This is a genomic window from Pseudomonas edaphica (assembly GCF_005863185.1).
Taxonomy (GTDB): Bacteria; Pseudomonadota; Gammaproteobacteria; order Pseudomonadales; family Pseudomonadaceae; genus Aquipseudomonas; species Aquipseudomonas edaphica.
The window spans coordinates 1-706 of record NZ_VBVZ01001098.1 but is presented as its reverse complement, the minus strand read 5'-3'; the positions used below and the strand labels follow the sequence as shown (position 1 = coordinate 706).

The window sequence follows — 706 nt, the reverse complement described above, 5'->3', positions numbered from 1 at the left end:
GCGTAGTACATGCCGCGCAGGTGATTGGGCGCGATGTTATCGATGAACATGTATTCGGCCGGGAACACGATAATTTCGCCAAGGGTGAAAATCGCCATCGACAGCACCCACATCAGCAGCGTGGTCGACAGCGCAAACCCGCCCAGCCCGACAATAAACAGGCTCAGGCCAGCGGCAAGCCACCGATTCAGGTCGCGCGGGGAAAGCCGCTTGCCGAGGCTGTATTGCAAACTGATAACTGTCAGGGCATTGGTGGCCACGATCGTGCTGATGATCCGGTAGGTCTACTGAGGTGTAGTGGTGACGATCAGGTACTGCGAGAGGTAGGCTGTGAACTGGCCGAATACCACGGCACTGAGAAGTCCGCCGAGGGTAAAGCACACCAGGCGGTAATCGCGCAGCAGCAGTGTGGCGACCGCCAGGAACGCTACGGGTGGCTGGTTTGCTTGGGCCGTCTCCAAACGCCTGTCGCCCCACACGAAGTAAATAAACAAGAACCCGGCACCCAGCCCGGCTGACATCAGAAACGGCAGGCTGGCATCCACGGCGGCCAACCCCGCGCCCAGGAACGGCCCGACGGCATAACCGATATTGGTCAGCGTGTATTTGATCGAAAACGCTTCACTGCGCTGATCAACGGGGAGCAGGCTGCCAAACCCGGCTTTTACCGCGATATCAATCACCGCATACGCCAGGTTCACCAACA

At 58.8% G+C, this 706-nt stretch carries 1 pseudogene; it reads right to left on the bottom strand.

The window, feature by feature from the left end:
• Positions 1-706 (bottom strand): annotated as a pseudogene (locus FEM54_RS33465) (MFS transporter); the annotation flags it as partial.